At 66.5% G+C, this 254-nt stretch carries 1 protein-coding gene; it reads right to left on the bottom strand.

The features are described from left to right. Positions 1-254, bottom strand: a 254-nt coding sequence (locus AAEY72_RS15610) for an alcohol dehydrogenase catalytic domain-containing protein (protein WP_502945408.1), incomplete at both ends; no start/stop codon positions are given.

The raw sequence follows: 254 nt of genomic DNA, 5'->3' as shown, positions 1-254 counted from the left end.
CCGCCGTGCATCACGACGCGCTGGCCTTTATGGGCGCCGCCGAGGCCGAACAGGTTGGCCCACACCGTAAAAAACGTTTCCGGTACGGCAGCGGCCTGAATCCAGTCCATGCCCGCGGGAATCGGCAGCGCCTGGCTGGCCGGCACCGCGCAATACTGCGCATAGCCGCCACCATTGGTCAGGGCGCAGACCTTGTCGCCCAGGCTGTACTCGGTGACGCCATCACCCAGCGCCACCACTTCACCGGCCACTTC

This window comes from Psychrobacter sp. W2-37-MNA-CIBAN-0211 (genome assembly GCF_040309405.1).
GTDB classification, from domain to species: domain Bacteria; phylum Pseudomonadota; class Gammaproteobacteria; order Pseudomonadales; family Moraxellaceae; genus Psychrobacter; species Psychrobacter glaciei.
The sequence above is the reverse complement of the archived record's forward strand: the minus strand, read 5'-3'. Positions and strand labels throughout refer to the sequence as shown.